This window comes from Candidatus Paracaedibacter acanthamoebae (assembly GCF_000742835.1).
In the GTDB taxonomy this organism is placed as follows: Bacteria; Pseudomonadota; Alphaproteobacteria; order Paracaedibacterales; family Paracaedibacteraceae; genus Paracaedibacter; species Paracaedibacter acanthamoebae.
In genome coordinates, this window is the sequence record NZ_CP008941.1 from 338,880 (window position 1) to 360,986 (window position 22,107).

Sequence of the window (22,107 nt, forward strand, 5' to 3'; positions counted from 1 at the left end):
TTATGTTCCTTTTCTGTTAGTCGGTTGTTTTTGAGTGAGAATAGAACTATCGACCCCTACGGTCATCTGTAGTCCAAACTCAGCTGCAGTGACATTTTGATCTGGCATAGTTTTTTGAACAATGGTTTGAATCGCATTTGCTAAGGCACTCATGCTGACAACCCGTGTGGTGGGGTCTCGGTAATAGGTTGAACCAATTGTGATAGAAGCCTCAGTTTTTTCTCCGTTCTGTTCAGGATTGTTTAAGTCCATGGTTTTTAAGGTAAGTATGTAAGGATCATTGTTAGATGACTGCTCTGCCGATTGATCATCAAAACCAAAATGGATCCCTTCTGATGGAGTGCTAATTTGAAGAGTGTCAACCTCCCCCTCGAAGATGCAGAGAAGGATATCAGGGGAGATTTTACTCTTCCTTAACATCAGCAAGGGAGGGTTGCTCTGTGAGCCGTTGAATCCTTCAATGTGCAACTTAGGCCAACCGCTTACTGCAATGGACCTGAGTAAAAATCCTGTCAGAACCTGGTGATTTACACCGCCGGAAGTAAGGATGGTCTCTGGTTGTCCCTTGGGGGTGGGCAGATTTAAATGCTTGCTGATGACATTTCCGTAAACTTGATCATGAGCAAAATCTCCCTCTGTTACGCTCCCGAGGCTGTAGGCACCATCAATAAGTGCGGTTATCCAATTATTATCAATGGAGAAAAAACGAATGGATTCTTTTGGCAGCAAACTTTCATCTGCACATAGGTAATTAAAGGGAACCCCATAAAGCAACCTTAAGCGGGAAAACCAATTTAAAATATGTTCCTGCTCAGGGCTATCGTTAGTGGAAGTTACAGGGATTGTTATTTTCCCGGCGATTGTCTCGGCATAAGCTTGTTTTAGCTGGGTTCTAATATTTTTAATTAACATCAATTCTTTCCTGCCTTTAAATAATTTTCGAAAGCTTGGCTTAGGATGGTTGTCAATTTATCTTCAGCGGAGAGGATTTCCAGCGATTGATTCTGAAGGGGAGCCTCTTCCTCAAGCTCGCCGCCTAAGATTTTTTGCTCAAGCTGCGTGATGGTATTGAGAGTATTCTTCCTTTTCCACTTGTATAGATTTTCTGAGAATTTTTGATTTTGAAGACCGAGCAATCGTCCCAACTGCCACGCTGCAGCATAGGAAACATCAAACATTGAGGTCGTCGGATCGTATCTTAAAAGGTCATCTGAATGTTGATTCGGCCAACTAATGGTATTATTGCTAACCACGTACGGCGCGAGAGGCCCTCTATAGAACGATACACTGGTATCCCCATTTCTCATATAATGATTAGCTGGTATGTAGCCCATACTAAAGGCTGTATTGAGCGCAACAGTTCCATCATCAGTCCCTTCGATTTGGGGCGTTTGCAAAGTGATTGGCGATGTATAGGGAGTGCCGTCAACTGTATTTAAGCGACTGATTACATCACTTAAGTTTCCTTTATGAGAAAGGACTTCAAAACTCCAGTTTTTTAAAGAGACCAAGCGGACATATTTTGTTTCTGCGGGCAAAGAAGGGCTAGCCGTACCATCAGCGTTGGGTAAATAAGCCCCCATATTTTCAAAAGAGACAAGGTGAACGGTACATTGCCCACTGGGCGGACAAAGCCTATTGGCAAAGACAACGGAATACTTTTTATAGGGAAGAGCATCTTTACCTTTTTCAACAGGCGCGGATACTTTCTTTACATGCGCCAAATAAGAAAAGTCATCTGCACTGGGTACAATTTGGTTAAAAAGGTTGACAGGTAAGTCGATTACCGCGCAAGGATCACTGTCTTCCTCACCATAGCCTTGCGTAAAACTATAGAATAGGATCGCGTTTGGATCAGTCGCTGGTAAATTTGCAGTCTTAAATGTGCTGAGTGTCACTTGCTTAACAGTTGGTTCTTCATCTTCATAAAAAACCAAGAGCGCAAGCCAAGGCGGCTGGGGTAAGGTTTGATCTGAATCATCAAGAAATCTTTGCCAAGGTAAAGTAGTACTTGTCAATACCACATGAGGAAAACAATTAGAAAAGTCACCCTGATGCGTGGCAGGAGGGAAGACCGATTGGAACTTGTTCGGATCCAGCGTAAATCTTTGCCCCATAACAGCAAAGGTTTTCTGAACGCTAAAGCTATCCGCAACGCTCCCTCCTGGGTCACTAATGCTACCGGTTTGATCTGAGCCTGTGCCCCTTGTTGTCTGAGTCAAACCAAGCGTATAAGTCCCACTTTCCAAAGCTGGGATATGATATTGGATGAATTCTATTGTTTTGTTAAAGTTTGATCGTGCCATTAAGATGCTCCTCCTAATACTTTTTCTTCGCCCAGGTAACTCAATATAGGGTCGCCGACAAAATATACATTAGCAGCCTCCGTACTGAGGCTGGTTACGTTGATGTCATTAATGATTTTGAAAGATGTTGTTTGAAGTCGGGTTAAAATGGAAGTACGACTTGTATTTTTAGCAATGGTCTGCCCGATCTCAGCACACGGCTCCTCTGTAAAACCATCTGTGGTGGGAACAGAAGGTTTATTATAAGAAATTAGATTATCTTCCTCGAAATCTATGGAATATAAGAGATTATGTAAAGCAACCGGTGTGACTTGGTCAGCCGGCGTTACTTTTGCCGAAAAACTGATGCCTGATAAAGTGTTTGCAATTGTTGTTGTACTACTGCTGGCCACAGACGTTTCAAGATCGTCGAGAGAGGTAATACATTGCCATAAAGATTGAGGAACATTACTTGTAAGAAGTGAAATGTTGAATTTATCGGCGATATCATAAGGCTCATTTCCATCAGCATCAAGATAAGTTAGGGTAATTGCATGGTCTGAGGTAAAACTATCGGAAGGGGCTCTCACCATTCCAACACCAAAATCTGTATTAATAGAGGAATCCATAGTTGAAAGAGTTTGTGCTACGCCATTGAGAGATAACGTTTTAGAGGGAATACTGCTTCCAGTTGTAAAGATAAAATGTTCAGGATCTACAATCCAATCATAGGTAATTCCCTGGTCAGAGACATCTGATTTGATAACTCCATGAGCCAAATTCAGGTTACAGACGTTAGACGGATCAGTGGATAAGAAGGATTGTTTAAAATTACTCCATGAAATAGCAGCGGGCGGTGTCGTAATAGGCTCACTATCTCCAAAGGAAATGGTAAATGAGATGATATAAAGGTCGACTTTAGCCTTGCCGGTAAAATCTGGTCCCCAGATACTCAGGTCTGCATTTGTATGCGCTGTAATAGCCGTATTGACAAACGCCACATCAATTATTAACGAGGCTCCAACATCGACATTGGCATCAATTGTATATTGATAGGGCTGCCAGAATAATAAGACATCAGCATCAAGATTAAACCATGCCCGAATTCCATCACTCTGCCATAGCGCCTTAAGCGATCCCCCCACCATTATCGCTAAGGAAGTGATAGCACAATAGAGACCTCCTTGAATCGAGAGTTCAGGACAGACCTGCCAATTTAACCCTAGAAGAGGAACGGTAGGATAGTAGCTGGGTTTTTTAAATTTAGGACTATATCCTCCCAGACTAATAACAAAATCCCCTGCATGAGGATTGGATCCAAACCACAAATAAAAAGCAAAACCGCCGGTTAAGTGACAGTTTTTTGAAAGGACATAGGAATTATTCGTTAACTGCCCTTCAACAGAGAAAAGACCTTCTGCAGGAACAAGAGTTGTTTCTATGGCAAATTGGATCATTGCCACAGGGTCTGGATCTAAAGGCGGAGCTACAATGGTTGATACACCAAGTAGATCCAATTCTAATTGTGTTCCGAATGCTGCTGCTGCAAGTAGGTAAGAGTTTACCATTCCATAAGAGTTAAAGTTAATGCCCGCTGCCAGCCAATATTGTCCCTGCTCAATGGGAATTGCACTTTGAACGGTTTGTAATAAACTTGAGAGATTCTCGTTTTTATACTTACTTGGATTTTGAGCAATTTCGATTAAAGGAAAGGACATGATCGAGGAAATGTTAGGCATTATGAGGTCGCGGTTATAACCAAATCCTCCTGCCCCTCCGGTTATGAAGAATGCAGGAGGGCCTCCAAGGGGGAAATCTATAACGGCAAAGGCAAACAAAGAAGATTGATCATCGGGGGGCATAGCATAGGAAGCAAGAGCCGCAATGTCAAACTCCCCAACTTTGACGGTTAAGGTTCCATCATATTCAGTGCCTCCACTGTCATCGGCGCTTAAAAGTCCGCCATTTATCACAATGTCGTCACTGGTAAGGTCAACATCTAATCCGTGAAGTGCAAATTGTAAATCAGGCTCAGAGTTACTGACATTCATTCCTACAGACAACCCAGTGAGAGCAATATTGAGGTTTGTCGTATTAAGAGAAGCATCTAACATGATCCACATAAGATCATTTTGATAATTTAAACCAATCCTTTTTAAACTTATAGGACCAACAGTTTTTTGAATATTAACCCAGACACCCGGAGGGGTGGGGGGTGGAGTTGATGAAGTAGCGGTGAGATCAGTAATTAAACTTGGGGCGCCTCCACTTTCTGTTTGTACAGCGGGACCAAAATCTAAGTCAAAAGGATGATCATCGCCTGCAATGGACAATACTCCTTTGATATCAAGACCTGAATTAAAGTTTTTTATCGGATTGACATTCGGTAAACTTGCAGACGCATAGGTAATATTTAGACTCTTAAGGGCAATCTCATCAGCAGTTGAAAACTCTTGACCGATAAGAGGTAGGTCTTGCGACAGAATGACAATATCTGTTTGAACATCTAAATTGAAGTAGAATTCATATTGATCGGCTGTACCTTTAGGCAAGAAGGTTGCAAAAGTCCCCTTTCCATAATTCAAGGAGGTAGCCTCTAACTTAACCGTATTTTGTGTTAGATTGTATGAAAAACCTGCTTGGGTCAAATCAAGATCAAAAGTTGTTGGTATTGTAACCTTTATCCCCACCGCATCCGCTAGGGATTGTATGCCTAACAGATCATCGGAGGATAAGCTTTTCCAATAACCTGCAAGAACGCTGTTTTTTAGGTTAGAATCAAAAGACACATTGAAATAGCTTCCCCCTATTGTCAGTCCACCTTCTAAGTAATAGGAATTGCTGCTTAAGGAAGCACTCAGATTGCAGTCCACGCTGCCTTGAACAAACGGCAGCGGAAACGTTCCGTCGACATTGCAAAACAAACCCCACGTCCAATTTGTGTTGATCTTATTAAAACTTACCACAAAGTCTGTAACATTTATGGAAGAAAACTGAGAAGGGAGAGATAAGTTACAAAGGTTTGTGGTAATCGTATTGAGATCAATAATGCCTTGATAACTGCCTGATACTAAAAGATTATTATTAGTGGTGTCTATACTTATTTGTATATCGAATAGTCCTTTAAACACCTCTGGATAGAAAGAGAGAACGCCATTAAAACCGAATATGTTGGTAGGGGTGCCCAATGGATCTAAGACTGTGTAAGAGAGCGTCAGAGATTTAACCGTAAATTCGTCTGTTATGGCCCAAGCTGAACCTGCGCTCAATACAAGGGTCATCGATAAAATATTGATCGGGTTTATACAAAGAGTACACGAGGCTTCGACAAAGGTTATAGCACTGAAGCTTTGCTGTAATTCTTGAGGAATATCATTTGTAATATCAGCCGCGGTAAGACCAGGAATCAGTTGCACAACAGTATTTAAACTGGGAGGATTGGTTGAATCGCTCGGCACAATACTGAAACCCACAACAGCGTTATTTTGCAGTTGAGTCTCTAAGTTAAGCCCAATTTGATCCTCGGTGACTGAAAAGTTAAGACTATAACTTTGCATATCATCTAAATCGATCTGGCTGGTTAAGGTGATGATAGGATTGGTAAACTCTAACCCAGGTATAAAATCACTCGGTTGATCGCTCATCAGGCCTGAAAAATTAACAGAGGGCCATACAATATTGTTTTTTCCAATAACGCTCGTATCAACTGATCCTGAAAATAATATTTCGCCACTAGGTGGGGTTGAAAAGAAATTAGAAACAAGACCGACAAATCCGCTATCTAAAGGTAAGAAAGATGCAAAGTTTAACCCTGCCGTTAAGGATAAGGGTTGCGACTGCCACGTGTAAGGTTGTCCATAACTGGAAAAGATAAAACTTGGGCTATTAAAAGAAATATTATAAAAAGGATAGATCACCATATAGGGAAAACTATCAGCAAACTGCCACGCTTGCCCTTGGTTATCCGGTAAAGTCGCATTAATGATCACATCGGTAATATCTTGATTAAGGACGAACTCGATCTGCAAGTTAATAGATGAGAGGTTTAAAAAAGATCCAGTTGCTTGGATCACAAGGCTTGTATCATCAGCTGTCCCAACATTTACAATGTTGACATTAAGAGGCTGAGTAAGCATCAACGCAGACTGTAGGAGGTTATCTAAATCCTCCCGCGGTGTCAGGCCAGCATTACTAATGACGGCTTCAGAAATATTGGTACTATTCAATTGGCTTAAAGTTGTCTGTAAGGTTTGTAAAGTCATCTTTTGGCCTTTTCTTAAATATCAATGATTAAGGGTAAATGATCACTTAGGTCGTGAATCTCTTTGAAGGCTGTTTGAAAAGCTGTTAAGGCCGGATCTATTTGGTTGGGACCGTTCTGGGGGTCTATAATACCCCCCATATATCCTGGTGTTGGTAAAGGCAGAAGACTCTGCTGTTGGCCAGGCGGAATAGCACTAAAAGCAGGATACTGAGGAAAAGCAAGACCTTGGGTAAGATTAACTGGAACATTTGGAGGATTATTAATGCAATTATAAGGAGAGCCCACTATAGGATTGATAATTGTCATGTTAGTTGCCGCATTATTCGGAGGCTGAAGATCGGCTGCATATTTAGTCATAATATTATCAATTGCTCCAGAATCAGATAATCTTTTTTCAGAACCACTTCCCATATAGCCATAACGAGGATAATAGTTTGCTCGAGGAGAGGGGTTTTTTTGTCCAGCAATGTTATAAGGCGTAGCACTATCACCATGTAATAAATGCGTCATACAGTAAGGTTTTATAGTTTCCCAATTACTTGCGTCAGTCCCAGGCCATAATTGAACTGTGTATTTATTATCTCTAAAGGCTTTATATACTTTTGATTCCAAAACTGATTTTTTGGTTGAAGATTGATCATCAACCGTATCTACATTAAAATCGCCTAGAATTATATTGACAGTATTTGTAGGAATTGTTGAGCTGACTCCTCTGGCCCTCAGCATGTTCCACATTGCACCACTGGCTGACGCAGGAGAAGTATGAATAGTGTATATATTAAGATCCCTGTTACCATTTAGATTATTTATTTCTGTAAAAGTAGTTCGGTAAGGTTTACGATCAGAAAGACCGGGGTAGTCTCCATTAACACATTCAGCTGCCAGCTGATTTTCATTGAAGAATACTGCAGGATTAGAATTAGGAACTGTGATATTACTAACTTTATTAGGTAATCCCCGCAAAGCCCATGCCACATAAGGTGTCAGTGGATTAGCAGCTGGAGGGGCAGGGAAATTAGCATCATTAATGTATAAGGGTATAGCTTGCTGGTTGACATTCAAACCCCAAGCACAAGGCCCTGTAAAGATTAATTTGTTACTATTATAGTATACTGCCGTTGTTTCAGATTTTCCTCCTTTTCCTGAACATAAGGGAGGTACCAAACACCACGATTCATTTCTTCTAGTCATCTGAAGAAGAGTTAAGACTGCTGTTAACGCTTCTATTGTATTAGCGTTTCCTAATAATGAACCGTTCACCTTAAACGCCCCTAGATCTCCTGCTGCTCCTTTACCCTCAACAAAACAAATAATATCGGGAGGAGTATTCCCTAGATTGCCAAAAATATAATTCAGGATAAAATTTAATCTTTTGCCAAGTTTTGTTGTACTTTCTGCGTTCTTTGCATTACATGAAAAATTTTGGATATTCCAATAGAGGATTCGTGTCATTGGTTGTAACCACTTTCCTTGTTTATTTATATTTTCTAGTCTTGGATTGAGGAATATTCAGCCAGCTGTGATAGTAATTTAGCTCTAATTTAAGCCTGCCTTCACAGTAAGTTGCTGTCAAACTATTAGGACCACATAATGTTCCTAGAGTTACGGGGTAAGTTACCTTCACAGTTGACAAATTGACGCTAGAATTTTGTGTTTTAGACATACGCTCCTCCTAATGGTTTCAGTACAAGAAAAAGATAGTCAGAAGAATATTGGATGGGGCGATAAGCAGGATGGAGTGAAAAATAATCGAGCAGAAGAAAAATATCTAGCAGGAACTAAAGCCACAAATTATACAACCGATTCTTTTAAAAGCCATATAGTAATAATTTGTACCGACCATACCCCAGCAATAATCCTAAGTAAACCCACTAAAAATTTAGTTTATTTAACCTTGTATTTTAAAAACTTTATCAGTAATATGCTTTACAATTTTCTGTACCGCTATCGTCATCAACTTATCTATTTAAAATCCTGTAAGTTAATACTTATCAAGGTAACTGGCTCCGTCAAGTTGTTGAGATTAATACTCGCCTAGTTTAAAATCCTTTTGAAAAAAGGAGGGTCGAACCATGAGTGAGCGGTATAAAGGCTATCGGATACCTAAAAGCATTATTGGTTATGCTGTGAGACGATATTACCGTTTTAAGCTGAGCTTAAGAGATGTTAGTGAAATGCTTTTAGAACGCGGTGTCGAAGTTACTTATGAAACAATTCGTAATTGGTGTCGTACCTGGGGCCCAGTGTTTGCCAAAACAATACGTCGCAAGAGAGGCTCTTCTTTCAAAGACAAATGGCACATTGATGAAATGAGAATAAAGATCAAGGGAGAAATCTTTTGGCTCTGGCGCTTGATCGATAGTGACGGTGAGGAAATAGAGATTCTTCTCCAAAAAAGACGCAATGCCAAAGCCGCTATACGATTTTTGAAATTTGGCCCTTAAAAGAGTTAGAGTTTCTCCAAGGGTTATGATCACGGATAAACTGAGAAGTTACAGAAAAGCCCACCGTGTCTTATTTAAATCTGTTGAACATCGTTCTCACAAGCGCCTTAATAATCGAATAGAAAACAGCCACCAGCCAACCCGGGAAAAGGAAAGGCAAATGCGAGGTTTTAAAAGTCCTGGTGGTGCGCAAAGATTTCTCAGTAGCATGGGTGTTTTTCTGAATCTTTTAAAAGTTGGTCGATATAAATATTCTGCCCCAGACTATAGACAGAAACTTAAAATAGCTTTTGTGACATTTGATGATATTGTTTCTTCAAGCCAGAATTATGCCTAAAAATAGAAGAAAGGCGCTTCTCTAACTTCTTATCCAAACAACTTGACGGAGCCCCCACACCTTCTTTACGAGAAACATCTTGAACGGTGCTATGAATCAAACTGCGCATAAGATATTTCTCAAGCCCCTTAGTGATTGTTGAGCGCCTATCACACCAATCATACTGCTCTGTGGTTGTTGGATGATCATCACAATGCTCACACTGATAACGTATGGGCTCAATAACCAAATAGACAGGCGTGTCTAAAATTGGTAAATGCCTGATCTTCACTTTGGGGGCCGTTCCATGGCGTTTTGTCGCGGGTTTTCCACACTTATGACACGTGCTATGGCTCTTCTTGCTTCTCACCTCAAGGATAATATTGCCTTGGTTATCAATGCCTTGCGAGATTATTTCAAGGGATTCGATGTCGAGGGAAAGCATAATTTGTGTCATTTTTTCCGGGACCTTCTGGTTTTTGCTCCTACCTTAAATCATTACTGTCCCTCATTGCAATTTCACTATAAACGGAAAAGAGCCATATAATCTTGAGTTTTTAATTATATACTTTTAGCATAATTATACTCCATGAAAATTACTTATTATATCATTTAGAATTTTGCGACAGAATCATTATCTTTTTATTAAAACCATTACCCTGATTCTTAAATTTTTATTTTATTTGCACCATCTAGATCCATTACATAGAAAAAGGAGCTTCAGGACATGTCAGCTGGTATTTGTGATGTATGCAGTGCCCGTGCTACCGTGCACACACAAGTGGTTATGAATGGTCGTCGGCGGCAGATGGACTTGTGCGATGCGCATTATCTGCAACTGGTGCGCCAACATAGACAATCGAGTTCACCACTTGGTTCTCTCTTTGGTAGAGACCTCAGCCTTTTCGAAGAGTTCTTTGGTGAAGGTTTCTTTCCTTCTCCTCTTAAAGGAAGCCAATCAATGTGGGAAGATGAAGGAGAGGCAGTAACTTTGTCTGCTGGCAAAGCAGCGACCCAGGCAAGGCGTTCGGGGTATAACTTGTTGGAACGGTTGAGCAAGCATGCTGAAGAATTATTACAAGCGGCCGCTCATAAAGCTGTGGAGCTAGGACGGCGAGAGGTTGATACTGAACATCTCCTTTACGCACTTACGGACAGTGGTGTCGTACGTACTATCCTCGAGCAGTTCAAGATCTCGGTTGATGAGTTGAAACGCCAGATTGATGAACAAGCACGTCGTGAAACTGCATCAAAAGAAACTGAGCCCCTGGAAATGGGAATATCCCCACGCATCAAGGACACATTATCTCGCGCCTTTTTGGTCTCGCAAGAAATGGGGCATAGCTATATTGGGCCAGAGCATCTGCTTATTGGTCTTGCCGAAGAAGGCGAAGGAATCGCGGCAGACCTGCTGCGGCGCTATGGACTTACGCCGCAGTCAATACGCCAGCAAGTGACCAGGATTGTGGGTCGGGGGGCCGAGGAAGGTCGGATTGAGACACCAAGCGGTACACCCAATCTTGATAAGTACTCGCGTGATCTAACAAAGCTCGCGCGGGAAGGCAAGTTGGATCCAGTCATCGGTCGCGCCAAAGAGATTGAGACGACCATCGAGGTTCTTGCACGACGCAAGAAGAACAACCCCATTCTCATCGGTGAGCCCGGCGTAGGCAAGACAGCAATTGTTGAAGGCCTGGCACAACGGATCATCGCGGGCGAAGTACCAGAGGGGCTTCGCAATAATCGGCTCGTCGAACTGAGTATTAATTCGCTAGTAGCGGGCTCGAAGTATCGGGGTGAATTTGAAGAGCGTGTCCAGCAGATCCTCAAGGAAGTGACGGAGCGTCATAATGAATTAATCCTTTTCATCGACGAGATCCATACCATTGTTGGAGCGGGGCAAGGTGGAAGCGAGGGTGGCCTTGACATTGCTAATGTCTTCAAACCAGCGCTTGCACATGGGGAATTGAATCTCATCGGCGCCACGACCCTGAACGAGTATCAAAAACACATCGAGAAGGACGCGGCACTGGAACGGCGTTTCCAGCCAGTGCTCGTACCGGAACCGACAGTCGCACAAACTATCATGATCTTGCGTGGGTTACGTGATCGATTCGAAGCCCATCACAAAGTTACGATCACGGATGAAGCTATCATTGGGGCGGTAGAACTCGCGGACCGATATATTAGCAATCGCTTTTTACCGGACAAAGCGATTGATCTTATCGACCAAGCGGCAGCGCGTGTAAAAATCGCTACTACGGTACGACCAGTTGATGTCCAGGAACTTGAGGTAGAGGTACAGCAGATTAAACGGGAACAGGACTACGCCGCATCCCGAAAACAATTTGACCGGGCTGCGGAGTTTAAGACACAAGTTGAGGACAAGGAAGCCGCACTTGACGAAGCAAAGGAGCAATGGCGCCGAGATCGGGCTTCAGCGACGACAGAAGTCCGTTTCGAACATGTTGCTGAAGTCATATCCAAATTGACCGGCATTCCTGTAACTGAAATTACAGCAGAGGAGCGCAATCGTCTTATCAAGATGGAAGAGCGTCTTCATCAGCGCATTGTTGGCCAGAACGAAGCTGTGGAAGCTGTCAGCGATGCTGTGCGATTGGCGCGTGCTGGTTTGTCAGAAGGCCGTCGGCCTGTTGCGACTTTCCTCTTCCTCGGGCCAACTGGCGTGGGTAAGACCGAGCTTGCCAAGGCGTTGGCAGAAATTGTCTATGGCGATGAGGATGCTATGATCCGCCTTGATATGTCAGAGTACATGGAGCGCCACAGCGTCGCTCGTCTGATCGGTGCACCGCCTGGCTATGTTGGATATGAGGAAGGCGGGCAACTGACAGAACGGGTTCGTCGCCGGCCCTACTGCGTTATTCTCCTCGATGAGATTGAGAAGGCGCATCCGGACGTGCACAACTTGTTGCTGCAAGTGTTCGATGATGGGCGGCTGACTGATGGCAAGGGCCGCGTGGTAGATTTCACTAATACGATTTTGATCTCTACAAGTAATCTTGGTGCCGACATAATTCAGCGCCATTTGCGAGCCCTTGACGCTGACCACGAGGACCAAGCAAAGTTGAAACACGAGCTGATGGAGGTTCTGCGTGGCTACTTCCGCCCAGAGTTCATCAACCGCATCGACGAGGTCATAGTTTTTCATGCTCTCAATCGTGAGGAAATTCACGCTATTGTCGAGCTGCAACTTGAGCGGGTGAAGCGCTCGGCACATGGTCAAGGCATCAATCTCTCCGTCGATCTCTCACTTGTCAGCTACTTTGCTTCCGCGGGCTATAAACCCGAATTCGGTGCGCGCGAGTTGCGACGTTTGATCCGTTCAAAACTCGAAACTGCGTTAGCCCACGCGATGCTCGCAAGCGAGATTAAGGAAGGTGATACCGTCGTTGCAGCCTGGGACCCGGTTGAACAAAAAGTGACATTCAGCAAGTTACCAAATGAAAGCAACACAGAGGAGCCTACTGTAGAAGCTAAAGTCGAGCCGACGGATTCTGAATCCCCGCCTGAGGCACCGAAACCCTAAAGCAGCAGCAATGAGATCGTTGCATAATGAGAAATTTTGAGATGCTGGGAGGTAAAAGAGGACCGGAAAACCGGAGCGTATATACAGTTTATGAGGATTTGAGGACCGCACTTTGTCTTCTAGTACTCAAAAGTACCATTTATAGACACCAGTATTAATGCCAATTTTTATCATTTTTTTCCGGGTCTGTAATACTGGAAAGCGGTAAAAGGACACGAAGTTTTACTTAGAGAAGCTCTATTTGGGAATGGTAATATAAAATTGTAAATTATATTTATACATTTTTAGGTTTCAGGAGGAAGTTCATTCAAAAAGAGACAGAGAATACATGAGATTTTATCATAGTCTCTAAATGGAGAACATGTACCAAACCTATCGTAAGATAAAATTTGAATCTAGTCTCCTAGTCTTGATGAATCAAGCATAGCTATTTTTGAAGAGGAAGGAGTGATCGTCTTTAGGAAGAAAAGTAAAAAGCTTTGATAAAAAAGAAGAAGAAAATAGGCAGCTTGCTCCACACCGGAGATTACAAAGGTAAATAACGTCGTTAACAATTGGAGGAGAAAGTGTAACATGGAAAAAAATTTAAACAATGTTTCTGATTCAGCTGATCTTTCTTCACTTCAATCTAACTGGTGGGCATTCGCCTTGCGCGGTATCCTTTCCCTCCTTTTTGGTGGGATGGCGATTTATATGCCTCTGACGACTATGGTCACGATGACGATTATCTTCGGGGCTTATTCAATAGTTGATGGCATATTTTCTCTTGTTTCCGGCATCAACCGCCTGTCCAAAAAACAGAGATGGGGAACATTAGTCTTGAATGGATTGATCGGCGTTGTCTCTGGTTTGGTAGCCCTAATTATGCCCCAGATTACCTCTATCGGGATTACTATTTTTTTGTGGACAATGATTTCAATTTGGTCCATCACAACAGGCCTTGTTGAAATTAGAGCGGCTGTACGGTTACGGCAAGAAATCCAGAATGAGTGGTTACTCGGTTTAAATGGCGTTCTTTCCGTCGTTTTAGGTATCATAATTCTGGTGCTGCTTTGGGTTAATCCTTTAATTAGTGTGCTAACGCTGGGCCTGCTTATCGGTTCTAATTTTGTCGCATCAGGTATTGTGTTATTGCTTTTAGCTTTTAAATTACGCAATCGAAAAAAGGACTTATCTATCACTCGGAGAATTGAACAGTTTTAGGTAAATGAAGCCAAATCTACAATAAAGGAGTTCCCCCATGATCTATAATAAATCCCTCTTTAAACTCACGACCACCGGCCTACAGGTAATGGGAGTAAGTTTAGTTTTATGCGCAACACCAACTTATGCTAAACAAACACACTCTGCCTCCGGTAGCCCCCAGGTCTCAATTTCGCAAAGCACAGCTCAGGCACAGGAGCAGCAACGCAAACACGCTGAGGAAAAAACTCATCAAACGCTCGTTCCTGATGCTGCCACTGCCATCAAAGAAACAAGAAACGCTGTCGAAGCGCTGCACAAAGAACATCATCAGGAAGCCTTAGATGCTATTGAACGTGCTATTGGCACACTTGATATTTTATTAACTAATCATCCCGAAGAAGCTCTACTTCCCGCAGATTTCAGCGTGGAATTGATTGATCTAGCTCCCCTAGAAATAAAAGCTATTAAGGAGATTAGTAAGGCTGTAGAGCGATCTATAAAAAACAAAGATTATCCAGATAGCCGCTTGTTACTTGATATTTTACGAAGTGAAATCCATATCCGTACCTATTCTTTAGCTTTAGCAATATATTCTGCTGCACTCAAGAAAGCAGCAGCTCTATTAGAGGACAAAAAAGCTGATGAGTCGAGTGCGGTACTCATACGGGCTCTTAATACATTAGTCATCATTGACCAAATCTTACCAATTCCCATTATCAACGCCGAAGTTATGCTTAAAGCTGCAGAAAAAGAACATGAAAAAGATAAAGATATTGCTTTAAAACTTATAGCTAATGCCCGGCATGAAATTGAAAGAGCGAAAGAACTTGGCTATATCCTTAAAAGTAAAGATGCAGAATATGACTCTTTAGAAAAGGCTATCCACGATGTGGAGAAACAGCTTAAGGCCAATAAAAGTATTAGTGCGGCGGTTGGGGTTTTACTAGATAAGATCAAAGCCTTTCTAAAAGGCCACTTGGAAGAAAAAAAACAATTTTCCCAAAAGCATGATCACTAAGACAGATCTTAAGAAGAATAGGGGGTATTGGTATTCCTAAAGCAGTAAAAGAGGATGCCATTTCCCCACCTTAACCACCTCTTTGTTTTGTTGTTTTCGGCCTTGTTTGTCCTAGGAACAACAGTTGGAAACATGGGGGGAGCTAATATAAAAAATATTTAAGAATTTATCGGGGATTGTAAATGATCACTTTATGGACTGGTGGCTTTCTTTAAAAATCTTTGCCACTAAATAAAGGAGAAATGAAATGTATATTATCACTATTCAAGGATTTAAGGATGAACTAGTTGCGGAAATGGCGCGCTTAGAATTATTAAAAATGAAAAGCAAAGGAGCTTTAGATTTGGAAGAGGCTGTGATTATTGCGAAATCTCCAAAAGGAGAAGTTAGGCTAATGCAATCATTCAGTTTTACGCCCAATGCGACCATTGTGGCAAGTTGGCTTGGAACATTAGTCGGTGCCTGCATAGGGATTCCCTTTGGCCCTCTTGGTCCTTTAATTGGAACTTTTACAGGCGCTACCCTGGGAGCAGCCATAGGAGCATTAACAGACGCTATAGAAATTCAAGAAATTAAAAGCGAATTAACGGAAACACTGAGCGCTGATAATTCAGCTGCTTTGTTTATCGTCACGGATGAGGTCAATGCGCCTAAACTTTTTGATACTCTGAAAAAAATAGGTGCAAAAAGTAAGATAGTTCAAAAAACTTTAAGCAAAGAAATAGAGGATAAACTTAAAAAACGACAAAAGTTGATTTGTTGTCACAATAAAAGAAGATTCAAATGGCAAATTTAGTGGGCACGACTAGGGAGACCGGTATCGTCAAGTTGTTGAGGTAAAACTCGAATTATTGTAAGATTCTTGTAAAAATAAGAGAAAGTCGTTGATTATGCGAGATCATTATAAAGGGTATCGTCTTCCCAAAAGTGTTATCGGCTTTGCTGTTCGTTATTATTACCGTTATAAAATAAGTTTAAGAGATTTAAGTGAAATGCTTCAGGATAGAGGCCTATCTGTCACTTACGAAACGATTCGAAATTGGTGTCAGACTTGGGGACCTGTTTATGCCAGAGGTATTCGTCAGAAAAGAGGATCAGCTTTTAAAGACAAATGGCATATTGATTGATGTCCTTTTACAAAGGAGAAGAAATGCCAAGTCAGCTATCCGATTTTTAAAGCGAGCTCTTAAAAAATTAGGCATGTCTCCTCGCGTCATGGTGACAGATAAGCTGAGAAGCTATAAAAAGGCCCATAGAATTTTACTCAAATCTGCGGAGCATCGATCGCATAAACGCTTGAACAATAGAATAGAAAACAGTCATCAGCCGACAAGAGAAAAAGAGAGACAAATGAGAGGTTTCAAAAGTGTGTCAAGCGCTCAAAGATTTTTAAGCAGTATGGGCACTTTTCTTAATCTTTTAAAAGTAGGACGGTATAAACAGAGAGCCAAAGAGTATCGACAAAAGTTTATCCAATCCATTGATATCTTTAATGAGATTGTAGCTTCACACCACCATTATGCCAAATAAGGGGGAAAAAACTTCGTCCATCCCATTCTTTCTAAACAACTTGACGATACTCTTTAAGGTCTAAGGACCTGCCTAAGTTTTTTAAAACTGTCGAGGGTAGCTGAGGTACCATCATTAACCAATAAATATAGATAGTAAATTATTATATATACTAAAATATATATTATATTAATTAACCAAACAATTAAATAAAAAGTAAATAAAAAATGTAATTTAATGCCGCGATTTATTTGCAATAGATGGTATTTTACAGAGGTAGGCCTACTTAAGGAAGGACTAAGTAATAAAACTTACCAAGAGAGGAGAAGTTTCTATGTTAATACATTTTAATCTAGATGAGACCTACAAAAGGATATCTAAATGGTACCCCATCTTAATGACGCTTATCGCTCTATCTTCTTCCTGGGCAATGGAGCAGGAGGGAAAAACAGAGATGCTTCCTTCGTCTTCCCTGGCCCATTCACCCTCAGAAAGGCAAGTCGTGCGCATCCTAACAATTGATGGGGGCGGGGTAAGAGGAGTACTTCCGGCAACTATTTTAGAAGGTGTCGAAGAGCGGTTAGAGGCCAAACTTAAAGAAAAAGTTCAACTTGCTGATTGTTTCGATATTATGGCAGGAACTTCTACAGGGGGCATTATTGTTTTAGGGCTTAATGCTGGTAAGTCTGCTGAAGATCTAGTTAAATTCTACCGGGATTACGGACAAACCATCTTTCCTCCTGTCAGCACCTGGGGAAAGATAACATCTTGGGCAGGGCCTAAATATGATGCCCATCCTTTAGAAAAGATACTGGCAGAACAGTTAGGTGACAAGTGGCTAAGCGACTCTATAGGTGATGTGCTTATTCCAGCTGACAATATGGGAGAGCAATGTGCTTACATATTCAATAGCAGCAGAGCTAAAAAGCTTAAAAGCCAGAATTTCAGAATGAAAGATGTGGGCCGAGCTACCTCTGCAGCACCAACTTTCTTTGAGGCAGCGACCATACAAGATCAGAAAGGAGAAGAGCATACTTTTCTAGATGGAGGGCTTTATGCCAATGACCCGACATATGAAGCTATTCGAAGGGCTGAAAAAAAGTTTCCAGGATGCGATCTTTTTATCGTCTCTTTAGGGACAGGGGAACCGCCAAGAAAATTCGGAGATTTAAGCTTAAAAAGTGGTGGTAAAGTAGCTTGGGCACCTAAGATTGCAGATCATCTTATGGGCCGCCATCAAGATAGGCATTTAAAAGTCTTAGAAGGGTTAAAAGAAAGCCTGGAGAATCAAGGCAGAAACGTCGAGTATTATAGAATCCAACTTCCCATAGAAGAAGTCATTAGCGATATGGATAAAGCAGCTAATATTGAGAATTTACGGCAGGCAGGATTATTCCTGTTAAACCCTGAAAATCCTATGGGATATTATAAAACCTTGAAGCAGATTGTATCCAGACTGCAAGACTATAAAGAAAAACAACTGGTATAAATAGAAAGCCTCCAACTTATCTACAGGGAGGAGGGAAAAAGGAGAAGGAGGTGACTTGAAAGAACTCCTCCTTCTTATTCCTTTACGAAAAGATGTATAAAACAAGTTTAACCTATAGAAATAAACAAAAAGGAGGTAAAGAATGGATAAACGACCTTCATCCTTCTCTTCTCCAGACCTTTCTTATACAAATATTCGATGCAAGCGAACAAAACGCCTTGTTTGTTGGCTAATGATCCTCAGCTTTATAGCTCAGAACATAGCGCCTTTAACTGCTATGGAACAGCCTGACTTCTCTGATAGAAGAATCGTTCGCATCCTGACTATTGATGGGGGAGAGACACCTGGCATTATCCCTGCCACGATTTTGGAAAGAATGGAAGAAATTCTGCAATCGAATGTTAAAGAGAAGCCTAAAGAAGCCCGTTTAGCTAATTGCTTTGATTTAATGGTTGGTAGTTCTACAGGAGCTCTCAGTGTCCTTTTTTTAAACGCTTGTGATGCAGAAAATAACCTCTATGAAGCTGATAAACTGCATGGCTTTTCTCAACAAGTACACGATGCTCCAGAAGACCGTTTGAACCTCTTGGGACGGTATTTTAGAAATAGGTGGCTTAGTGAATCGCCTTCTCGTCTCTATATTCCTGCTTATAATGTCGGGCAAAAATCCATATATTTTTTTGATAGCGAACAAGCTTATAAACATGCAAGTCAAGATTTTAAGATGGGTGATATTGCCTACGTTAGCATGGCTCCCCCTATTGATCCTGGAATAGCTATTAAAAATAAGAAAGAAGAGCAACAAGGAAAAGCTGCAGAGGATTATAGCTTTTACACGGCTGAAAAACTTTACACGGATGCTACCTTCGAAGCTTTGAAAAGGGCTTTAGAATTATTTCCTGAGTGTGATTTCTTTATAGCTTCGTTAGGAACCGGCGAAGCTCCCCGAGCCTTTGGGAGAAGACAGGGTTACGCCTTTGATACTGTTCTTGAAAGGGCAACACAAGATCGGCACTTACTCCATTTAAATCCTTTTCAGAGGCTTATTGAGCAAACAGGGAAAAAAATAGATTATATTAGGATCCAGTTACCCCTTAGCTCTTTACCTCTTAGCTCTTCCAGTAAGGAAGGTATAGAAGCACTTAGACAAGCGGGCTTATATGTTTCCAACCCCGAAGGAAGAGAATATAAAGCATTTGAGTCTATTGCTAACGAGCTAGTAAAAGCTTATCAAGAAAAAGCGGTCCAAGAAGCTTTAGAGCCGCGACAACCTTTGATTCTTTCTCCTAGTCCGCGTAAGTGGATCAAGGTGACAACTACTCCTCCTCTAAGGAATCTTCTTCCTCAAGTCCCTCCAAACTTTAAGGAGACTTTCCCTCAAGGATCGGATACAAGCTACTTGACTCAATTGTGGCAGGAGCTCCATAAACATGGTCGTCTAACAATTACGACAGATTCTCAAAAGGCTTTACTGACAGGAATGGGAGGGGTGGGGAAAACTACTCTGGCTCTAAAGTATGCTGATGAGGCTTATAAGAACTATGCCTATCAGCTAATCTATTGGCTTAAAAGTGATACGGACAATAATCTGCTGCAAGGATATAAAGGCCTATTACGCAAACTCCAAGTAACTTTTGAAGAGAGTAGCAGTTTTGAGACTATTGTAGAGCTGGTTAATGATCATCTTTCCCTTAAATGCCCCTATCTTCTCATCTATGATAATGTTCCCGATCACCATTTTCTAAACGAGAAGATCCCCCTTACAGGGGGCCACATTCTGATGACCTCTCGCTGCCAGGAAGGATGGGGTCATCCAGCCCTTAGCTTGGATGTCTTTCAACCGAAAGAGGCTATGGAGTTTCTTTTAGAAGTCTCAAAAATAGAAAACAGTGCTGGGAATCAAAAACAAGCGCGAGCAGTTGCTAAACAACTCGGGTATCTTCCTCTAGCCCTTTCATTGGCAGGAAATTACATTGAGTTTATCCGGAGGAGTAATAAGGAATATAGGTTTAATAGCTATCTAGAAGATTTTAACGCTACAGCGTTGGCAGTTCTTAAATATGATCCGCACTATTTAGGGAAGACCCCCTCCCTTGATTATGAACACCTGATTACCAATACCGTTGAAATGGCCAAAGGTCTTATCAGTCCTGCCGCTACAGAATTATTGGCCTACTTCAGTTATCTCGATCCATATGGTTTATCAACAGAACTCTTTTCTTCTATTTTGGCAAAGGATGAGCTGGATCGGGCATTTTCAGAGTTAGTGACTTTTTCCTTAATTAAAAATAATGGTTTCTCTTTTTCTATTCACAGTTTGATTCAGCTGGTTGAAAGAATACAACAAGAATTTAAAGGAGATAACCAAAAGGACTCCAAAACTTTAGTAAATCAAGGCCGCCCAAGAGTCGAGAAGCTATGCAGTTTATTTTTAGAAAAGATTAAGGCAGTATTTAAAATGAATTCCCATAAGAGGGAAGTACGTGAAGAAACATTTAAATATTTTCCCCATATCTTGGTTTTGCTTGGGCATGCAGAGCGTTTAAATATGACATCCGAACAAGTTAGTTTACTTGAATGGATGGGCAGAATTTCCTATTTTATAGGAATAAACATCGGATTGTTAGCATCGCACGCCTTAGATGCAGAAAGGAGCAAGGATGATAAAAGGCTAAAGTATTTATTAGAACGAGGAAATATTCTTCTTGGAAGTATCAATAAAAAAGACGATTCAGCCACTTTGAAACTCCTCTTGGAAATTGCTGAATCAAGTAATTCTAGCGTTCAAGTAGCTGTAGCTTCCTTTTTCGAACTTGGTGCTTGGGTGCCTCAAAATTATACAATCGCTTTCAAATGGTACGCTAAAGCGGCAGAACAGGGAGATGCATTAGCACAAAATAATCTCGGTCTCATGTATTCTGTTGGTTACGGGATTGAAAAGGATGAGGTCAAAGCTGTTGAATTGTTAACCGAGGCTGCAAATCAAGGGCTTGCAGGGGCGCAATGTAATCTCGGTTTCATGTATTTACATGGCCGCGGGGTCGAAAAGGATGAGAGTAAAGCTGTTGAATGGTTTGCCACGGCTGCAAACCAAGGGCTTGCAATAGCACAAAATAATCTCGGTTCCATGTATGCTATTGGTCGGGGAGTTGAAAAGGATGAGGCCAAAGCTATTGAATTGTACACTAAGGCGGCAGACCAAGGAGAGGCAGCTGCACTATGTGATCTCGGTTCCATGTATGCTACTGGCCGTGGCGTCGAGAAGGATGAGGCTAAAGCTATTGAATTGTACACTAAGGCGGCAGACCAAGGGTTTATAGGGGCGCAATGTGAGCTCGGTTCCATGTATGCGGAGGGTTGTGGCGTCGAGAAGGATGAGGCCACAGCTGTTGAATTGTTAACCAAGGTGGCAAATCAAGGACTTTCCCTGGCGCAACATAACCTCGGTTCCATGTATGCGGAGGGCCGTGGCGTCGAGAAGGATGAGGCCACAGCTGTTGAATGGTTCACCAAGGCGGCAGACCAAGGGTTTATAGGGGCGCAATATGACCTTGGTTTAATGTATGCAAGAGGCCGCGGCGTTAAGAAGGACGAGGCCACAGCTGTTGAATGGTTCACCAAGGCGGCAGACCAAGGACTTGCAGAAGCGCAATGTGAGCTCGGTTCCATGTATGCAAGAGGCCGCGGCGTCGAGCAGGATGAAGGCATAGCTGTTGAATGGTTCACCAAGGCGGCAAACCAAGGCTTTGCAGGAGCACAATATAATCTCGGTTTAATGTATGCAGGGGGCCGCGGCGTCGAAAAGGATGACCGCAAAGCTATTGAATTGCTCACCCAAGCAGCAGACCAAGGTCTTGCCCAGGCTCAATTTAAGCTTGATGGCAGGTATGGATTTGGCTTGGGAGTCGAGAAAGATGAGGTCAAAGCTTTTGAATTGCTCATCAACGCAGCAGACCAAGGACTTGCAGAAGCGCAATATCCATCCGGTTTGATGCTCGGGTTCATGTATGCAGTTGCCCTCGGGAGATACTGAGGTGACCCAGATTGTGC

The 22,107-nt window shown here is 42.0% G+C and carries 14 protein-coding genes and 1 pseudogene; 10 read left to right on the top strand and 5 right to left on the bottom strand.

All coding sequences use genetic code 11. From position 1 onward, the window contains the following. The 4 genes from ID47_RS01365 to ID47_RS01380 are packed head-to-tail and all read right to left on the bottom strand — an operon-like array spanning position 1 to position 8,001. A complete protein-coding gene (locus ID47_RS01365; RefSeq protein ID WP_038463022.1) occupies positions 1 to 912 on the bottom strand; it encodes a hypothetical protein in 912 nt (303 codons plus the stop codon). Further along, positions 912 to 2,306 (bottom strand): hypothetical protein, encoded by a 1,395-nt coding sequence (locus tag ID47_RS01370; protein WP_038463024.1) that lies wholly within the window; start codon positions 2,304 to 2,306, stop codon positions 912 to 914. Before ID47_RS01370 ends, ID47_RS01365 begins: the two co-directional genes overlap by 1 nt. Beyond that, complete coding sequence (locus ID47_RS13370; protein WP_038463026.1) at positions 2,306 to 6,547, bottom strand: DUF6603 domain-containing protein; 4,242 nt, start codon at positions 6,545 to 6,547, stop codon at positions 2,306 to 2,308. The genes ID47_RS01370 and ID47_RS13370 overlap by 1 nt, the downstream gene beginning before the upstream one ends. Before the next feature lie 14 nt (positions 6,548 to 6,561). Beyond that, positions 6,562 to 8,001, bottom strand: a complete 1,440-nt coding sequence (locus ID47_RS01380) for an exonuclease/endonuclease/phosphatase family protein (protein WP_038463029.1) — start codon at positions 7,999 to 8,001, stop codon at positions 6,562 to 6,564. A gap of 223 nt (positions 8,002 to 8,224) precedes the next feature. Here ID47_RS01380 and ID47_RS13080 point away from each other — a divergent pair, with 223 nt between their 5' ends. Both ID47_RS13080 and ID47_RS13805 read left to right on the top strand, forming a co-directional pair. Then, on the top strand, positions 8,225 to 8,587 hold the full coding sequence (locus tag ID47_RS13080; protein WP_038463032.1) for a hypothetical protein: 363 nt from the start codon (positions 8,225 to 8,227) through the stop codon (positions 8,585 to 8,587). Between the two features lie 34 nt (positions 8,588 to 8,621). Continuing rightward, a pseudogene (locus ID47_RS13805) lies at positions 8,622 to 9,330 on the top strand (IS6 family transposase). On the opposite strand, the gene ID47_RS12215 reads toward ID47_RS13805, so the two are convergent. Next, positions 9,272 to 9,766 carry a transposase family protein gene (locus ID47_RS12215; RefSeq protein ID WP_075261542.1) on the bottom strand — a complete coding sequence of 165 codons (495 nt, stop codon included), beginning with the start codon at positions 9,764 to 9,766 and terminating at the stop codon, positions 9,272 to 9,274. The pseudogene ID47_RS13805 and the gene ID47_RS12215 sit on opposite strands and share 59 nt — an antisense overlap. Before the next feature lie 270 nt (positions 9,767 to 10,036). On the opposite strand from ID47_RS12215, the gene ID47_RS01400 reads away from it, so the two are divergent. From ID47_RS01400 to ID47_RS11530, 8 genes are all read left to right on the top strand, one after another. Further along, the gene (locus ID47_RS01400; RefSeq protein ID WP_038463037.1) at positions 10,037 to 12,856 is read left to right on the top strand and encodes an ATP-dependent Clp protease ATP-binding subunit; all 2,820 of its coding nucleotides are present in this window, start codon (positions 10,037 to 10,039) and stop codon (positions 12,854 to 12,856) included. Positions 12,857 to 13,429: 573 nt separating this feature from the next. Continuing rightward, a complete protein-coding gene (locus ID47_RS01405) occupies positions 13,430 to 14,059 on the top strand; it encodes an HdeD family acid-resistance protein (protein WP_051908385.1) in 630 nt (209 codons plus the stop codon). Positions 14,060 to 14,096: 37 nt separating this feature from the next. Beyond that, positions 14,097 to 15,059: a YfdX family protein gene (locus ID47_RS01410; protein ID WP_038463039.1), complete on the top strand. Its 963-nt coding sequence runs from the start codon at positions 14,097 to 14,099 to the stop codon at positions 15,057 to 15,059. A 247-nt stretch (positions 15,060 to 15,306) separates the two neighbouring features. After that, a complete protein-coding gene (locus ID47_RS01415; RefSeq protein WP_038463041.1) occupies positions 15,307 to 15,855 on the top strand; it encodes a DUF1269 domain-containing protein in 549 nt (182 codons plus the stop codon). A 94-nt stretch (positions 15,856 to 15,949) separates the two neighbouring features. After that, positions 15,950 to 16,186: a hypothetical protein gene (locus tag ID47_RS12750; RefSeq protein ID WP_156956606.1), complete on the top strand. Its 237-nt coding sequence runs from the start codon at positions 15,950 to 15,952 to the stop codon at positions 16,184 to 16,186. Next, positions 16,125 to 16,589: a DDE-type integrase/transposase/recombinase gene (locus ID47_RS12220; RefSeq protein ID WP_084675832.1), complete on the top strand. Its 465-nt coding sequence runs from the start codon at positions 16,125 to 16,127 to the stop codon at positions 16,587 to 16,589. The genes ID47_RS12750 and ID47_RS12220 overlap by 62 nt, the downstream gene beginning before the upstream one ends. A gap of 313 nt (positions 16,590 to 16,902) precedes the next feature. Beyond that, the gene (locus tag ID47_RS11525) at positions 16,903 to 18,057 is read left to right on the top strand and encodes a patatin-like phospholipase family protein (RefSeq protein ID WP_051908387.1); all 1,155 of its coding nucleotides are present in this window, start codon (positions 16,903 to 16,905) and stop codon (positions 18,055 to 18,057) included. A gap of 142 nt (positions 18,058 to 18,199) precedes the next feature. Next, the gene (locus ID47_RS11530) at positions 18,200 to 22,090 is read left to right on the top strand and encodes an NB-ARC domain-containing protein (RefSeq protein ID WP_051908389.1); all 3,891 of its coding nucleotides are present in this window, start codon (positions 18,200 to 18,202) and stop codon (positions 22,088 to 22,090) included. The last annotated feature ends 17 nt before the right edge of the window (positions 22,091 to 22,107 follow it).